This window comes from Evtepia gabavorous (assembly GCF_003425665.1).
GTDB lineage: Bacteria > Bacillota > Clostridia > Oscillospirales > Oscillospiraceae > Evtepia > Evtepia gabavorous.
The window spans coordinates 1-6,199 of record NZ_QQRQ01000047.1; the positions used below are offsets into that span (position 1 = coordinate 1).

Here is a 6,199-nt window from a genome sequence, read left to right on the forward strand (position 1 = left end):
TGGTGGGAGTTCCGTGTAAAATCCGTGGGAAATTGCGGAGCGAAGCATTGCGGGGCAAGGAGTTCCCCCAGAAGAAGGTTCTGAGCCTGGTGCTCTGTGTGGCTGTGATGCTGTCTGTCATGGTCATGGGCGCCGGGGCGGCGTTCTCGGATCAGGACAAGATCGAGAACACCGAGGCCGTTGATGCGTGCTCTGCGCTGAACATCATCGGCGGGTACGAGGATGGTTCTTATCATCCTGAGCGCAACATTAAGCGGTCCGAGATCACGAAGATGATCTGCGTGGCCCTGAACGGTGGCAAGGAGCCCAACGTCTCCACCAACGTCACCCCCACCTTTAACGATGTGCGCGGCACCAACGCCGCCTGGGCAGAGGGCTATATTGAGTCCTGCGTGGCCCAGGGCATCATCTCCGGCGTGGGCGGCGGCCGGTTCAGCCCTAACGGCAACGTGACCGGCACCCAGCTGGCCAAGATGCTGCTGGTGTCCCTGGGATACAATGCCGATACAGAGGGCTTTGTAGGCAACGCTTGGGCAACCAACGTCAACGTAGTTGCATCCCAGAAGGGCCTGTACGAAGGTCTGGAGTCTATGGACGCCTCTGCCGCCATTACCCGTGACAACGCGGCCCAGATGGTGTGGAACGCCCTGAACGCCTATGAGGTGGAGTACAAGACCACCATCATCACCGGCGAGGACGGCAAGCTGGAGACCATTGTCACCGTCCAGGATAAGGTTGTTGGCTCCAACAACGACAAGATCACCCTGCTGCGGGACAAGTATGATGCTTGGGTCTATGTGGGTACCCTGACCAGTGTGAAGAGCAGCAATCTTACCATTTCCATGACTGCTGCAGACCGGGCCGCCAGTGACCCCAGCGTAGACAATCCCGCCGGTGGCGCCACCACCGTGTCCACAGTAGATTTTACCAAGCTGACCGTTGACTACTCCAACCTGCTGGGCCAGAAGGTCAAGGTCATGTTCAAGAATGGCAAGACCAATGAGGTTCTGGGCGTGTATGCCACCGCCGACAATACCATCTACAACACTGTGATGAACGCGGTGGACAACGACAATGGCAAGATTAAGTTCGGTGGCACCTCCTACTCCACGGACAGCGCCATCACCGTTTATATTGACGGAACAAAGCTTGTGGGCCCCAAGACTGCGGCTGACTTTGACGATGCTGCCGGCAAACAGCTCGACAGTACGCGTCCTGTCGACAACAACATCTCCGCTGATGAAGTTACCTTCGTTGATTCCGACGACAACGGGAAAATTGACACTGCGATTCTGACCACTGTCGATGCAGCCAAGGTTACGTACATTTCCTCTGACGAAATTGTTGCCGGTGGTACGACCTATAAATATGCCGACGAGAAGATCGCCTCCGATGTTGAGAAGAATGACTATGTGGTGATTCGTCAGGACCTCTACAACGACTGCAAGAACATCACCCGTGCTGACAAGCTCACCGGCGTGAAGGTTACCGGCACCAAGCAGAATCCTGCCCAGTACCTGATCGACGGCAGCTGGTATGTCGCCGGCACGAAGGCGGATATGAACAGCGTCAAGTCCGGTGACACCGTGGACGCGTACACCATCAATGGCGTTGTCTTCTATGCCAAGCGCACTTCCGGTGAGAACGCCAGCCTGTCCGATGTTGCCATCGTCCTGGCGGTTGGCAGCGACATCCAGGGCGACAAAGCCAAGATCCTTAAGCTGGATGGCACCACCTCCACCACCGAGATCGTCGATATCGACAATGCTCCGGGCAGCGGTTACGTTGCGAAGAGTGCTCTCAAGCAGGGCGCTGTTTACGAGTACTCCGTCAAGGGCGGCGAATACCGCTTCAAGGATCTGAACACCGCTACGGACTACTTCGGTGATTACACCGCGCTGAACGATGGTTCTCCGAACAGTTCTTCTTCTGGCATGGCTGTTGCTGGCGCCGCCAACAGTGACAAGAGCATCAATAACATCAAGGTCGACGATTCTGCAAAGATCGTTCTGATCGACAAGTATAACACTACCGGTACGGATTATAAGGTCATCACCGGCAAACAGTTCAAATCCCTGGGTGTTGCTGGCGGCTCGAACGAGGCGTACAGTAACGGTGGCATTGCGGCGTTCATTTCCAAGGTCAACGGCGTAAACCGCGTGACCTACGGTGTTGTTGCGGTCAATGGCATTGCAAACAACTTTATCACCAACGACCACTACGGTTATGTTGTTGAGAGCTCTTACCAGTCGAGTGACGGCTACATGGTTTACACGATCTGGAATGGCACTGAGAACGTGAAGGTGCAGGAGAAGGGCAACGCACAGCGCAACAAGGGCACCGTTCTAGGCTACTCCTCCATCACCACGGAGAGCGGTCTGGCTGACAACGTTGTCGGCACCATCGAGGATGTTGACGACAGCTTCGGCATCGTCGACAACGGCATCATTTACGGTGTCAGCGACGACCAGAAAACCATCTCCCTGGATGGCTCCAATACCAACGAAATCACCAAGGACACCGTCGTTCTGTACGTTGACACCAAAGACCACAAGGGCTATGCAAACGGCGAAATCCAGGAAGCAGATGACTTTGGTTCTGGCAAGATCGCGAACGTTATGTACAAGCTGGATGGCACGGCGAAGGATTCGGACGTTGCCCTGCTGATCGTTGACGTGAAGAACAACTTGCACGGCGCGTTCAAGTACAACTTTGGCGCGGACGCAAACGCAGCTGATATCAACCTGGCGCTGAGCAAGGGGGAGTTACTATTAGCGGCGCACTGGATACTATGACGTTGAATGTTCCGGCAAACACTACGCTGACCATTGCAGCTGCGCAGACCAATGATGTCACCATCAACGTTGCGAAGGGGGCCACACTGAAGGTTCCGAATGGTACTCTGGTTGGTGCAAATGGTGCGTTTACCGCAGCAGGGGACGTTACAGTGAACACTGCAAGCGGTAAGACGCAAATTAGTTCTGCTGCCGACTTGACGCTGAACAGCAACGTAAGCCTGCAGAATGGCGATAAAATTACGCTGACCGGTTCTGCGAAGCTTCTTGCCAAACAGGCAGGTATTACACTCCACATTGTTAATAGTGGAAACGTCTCCGTTATGGTGAACAATTTCTATAACGACACCAGCGACGCTACTGCTGATGGCGTTGCAAACGAGAACTGCACTTACACTTGGACAGCTTCCGGCACAGGCAGCCTGACCAGTGATGGCTGGGTTAAGACGTAAGAATTCCTAAGTGGTAACCCATTACTCTGGCAATAGGAGCCCCCCTCTTTTGAGGGGGGCTCTTTCTCTTCCTCATTTGAATGAGAGATGCTGGTATGGTGTTACCTCTGCATGCGTAAAGAATCCCCCTGCCGGTAGTTTTATTTTCCTATATCAGGAGTTTTCCCATGAGTAAACAAAAACAAATATGACAACACCATCACAAACCAGCTGCCTTTTCGGAAACCAACGAAATAATCAACCGCTATATTCAAACATATCAAGCCAAAGACAGGAGAGGCGCCGCTGACGCGGCGCCTCTCCGATGAAATCTCGAGCTTCCTTCCCAGGGTCTCCTGCCTTCTGTCTTTACAAACAAGGACAGTCCACTAAGGAAGAGGTTTTTGATTAGACCAGGCTGTTACTGCGGAACAGATGCGCTGGTAAAGCCGACAGTAACCGCCTCACTCGGCATGGTAAAGGTTGCCGTGGCAGATTTCTGCCCCTTCGGGATAGTAATGGTCAGAGAGCCAACGCCTTGATCAACAGACACGACCACAGTAGTATCCTTGCCAGCAATCGCCTTGTTCAGGGTGGCTGTCAAAGTAACCTTCTCACCCAGTTTGGCAGTCGTAGGGGAAGCCGTAACGGTAACTGTTTTATTATTCTCACCATTGGTTACATTTTCGCTTGTAATGTTGCAGGTAACAGCTTTGGCCTTCAGAGCCAGGCCGCCGTCAGCCATATCCAGCTTATCGTTATCAAAGATAACGGCCAGGATCTTGCCGCTGCCGTCGGTCATCACATAGGCATTCGCATAGTAGTTGCCGTACTGATCCTGCTGCGCCAGCGAAACCGCGCTCATGTCGCCCTCGACACCAGTCTTGGCGCTGTCGTCGATACCGATGAAGACGCAATCCTCATCCAGCGTCAGGGTGGAGGCAGCACCGTCCGCATATTTGACCAAAGCCATCTCGCCTTCCGCCTCATAGTCGAAGCCGGTGATCGCATAAGCGTTAGCGGTATCCGTCAAGCCAGCGTCAACACCGACAAAGTTGCCGTCCAGGTGATACTGGATCGCGTCGCCCGCCTTCACGCCGTCCTTAATCGCGGAACCCTTCTCATAAACGGTCGTATTCTCGGAGCCCGTCCAGATGGGGTAAGCTACAACATTCTCGTTCTCATACTTGGTGGTGTAAGGATCTGCGGTGAGGTAACCGTACAGCTTGTCACCATTTGCACCCGGCACCGTGTTAGTGTTGACTGTCATGGCTGCGACCTTGGCATACTGGATACCGTTGGACTCGCTGGTCAGGACGCCCTTACCAGTGAAAGTGCCAGAAACAGTATTCCAGTTCTTCACGGTCTTGCCGGTCAGCACCTTGACCTCATTCGTTGCCTGAACAAAGATGACTGCGTCATCAGCGATGGAGCCGCTGTCGAGCTTGTTGGTCGGGCTCTTATATCCGCCCTTGTCATACAGATAGGTATCGTAGCCAGCCTTGTTCTCTTTAATGACGGAAGCGCCGCCGATCTTACCGTTGTTGTCAGTGGCACCGTCACCAACCACCGCGCCAATGTTATTCTTTGCGTCAGCATTGGCCAACTGTTTCAGCTCATAGTTGCCGTCAGAGTCAATGGAGTAGGTGAACATCTGATTTGCAAGGTTATCCTTCGCAATACCAACACTGCCTTGAGTGAAATCTTTGGTAGCCTTGGTAATATCTTCACCATTGATCATGTCGATCTTGACGACCTTATTGGTTCCGTCAGTAAAGTAAGCCTTGGCTTCAACTGTAAAGTTGTCACCCAGCTTGCTTTCAGCAGCTTCGTTTGCAGAGATGTACAGGATATCCTTGGAGGAGCCGGAAGCATCCGCATCATAAACATAGCCGTTTACAACCACAAATACACCCTTATCGCCCACAGCCGGGGTCTGTGTGTTCGTTGCCATCTTGTACCAGTCGTCGCCGATCTTCACTTCATCTGGAGAACCAGTGCGAACGCCGGTCACTTCTCCCTCGATGGTGCCGGCCTTTGTGATCACTGCGTTGTCAGTGGTCGTGTAGTCACCGGCGACGATCACGGCCCAGTCGTTCTTGGCAACACCTTCATAGATGTCGTCATCCTCAAACTTATAGGACTTGTTGCCCGCGGTGATACTGGTGGAGCCAACGTAGGTGACTTCGGCCACGGTCATCGGGGTTACGATCATGGAATCGACCTTGCCGTCGCCATTGTTGTCGATGAACTTAATTTCATCAGAAGCGTTGGCATTCCGATTGTTGTAGATGGTCTGCAGGGTTTTCTTGGTATCGGGATCATTGTTGTAGACAACATTCTCACTCAACGCCGTTTTTTCAAATTTGTACTCTACACCGTTGAGCTTCATCTTTTTGGTGTCGTTGGAGACCGTATCCAGTTGTCCAACGGCACCTGTTGCCAGCACCTTGGAGTCCTCGTTGGCGTAAACACCATACACGGTGTTGTCGCTGATCTTCACCAGGACGTCCACCTTCTGGCCCATCAGATCGGAATAATCCTTGGCGACCTTGGTGTATCCATTAGCATTTTTGTCTGTCTTAACGGTGTAAGTGCCCTTGCTGTCCTCTTTGACAGAGGTCACAATACCGCCGTCTTTGACTTCCGCGTTGTACTTGTCCTTCAGCAAGGTGATAGGATTGTTGGCATTGTCCAGCTTGTCAACAGCGGTCACCTTGGTGGCGTCGCCGCCCACCCAAGTGTACTCATACTTAACTTCGCCAGCCTGCAGGGCGTTCCACACCATCTGGGCCGCAGTGTCGCGGGTCAGGGCAGCGGAGACATCCAGACCTTCCAGGCCCTTGTACAGGCCCTTCTGGGTGGCACGGACGTTGACATTCATGTCCCAAGCGTTGCCGGTGTAGCCCTCGATGTCAGAATCGAAGCCCAGGCAGACCAGCAGCATCTTAGCCAGCTGGGAGCCGGTCACAT

3 protein-coding genes are annotated in these 6,199 nt (G+C 53.3%); 2 read left to right on the top strand and 1 reads right to left on the bottom strand.

Annotated features, from left to right (window positions below; genetic code table 11):
• The coding region (locus DV520_RS11875) for an S-layer homology domain-containing protein (protein WP_205727613.1) at positions 1-2,795 on the top strand (2,795 nt) is incomplete at its 5' end.
• Positions 2,792-3,247 (top strand): hypothetical protein, encoded by a 456-nt coding sequence (locus DV520_RS11880; RefSeq protein ID WP_117143001.1) that lies wholly within the window; start codon positions 2,792-2,794, stop codon positions 3,245-3,247. The genes DV520_RS11875 and DV520_RS11880, both read left to right, overlap by 4 nt.
• A 400-nt stretch (positions 3,248-3,647) precedes the next feature.
• Here DV520_RS11880 and DV520_RS12385 read toward each other — a convergent pair.
• A partial coding sequence (locus DV520_RS12385; RefSeq protein ID WP_165850111.1) for a hypothetical protein occupies positions 3,648-6,199 on the bottom strand: 2,552 nt, incomplete at its 5' end.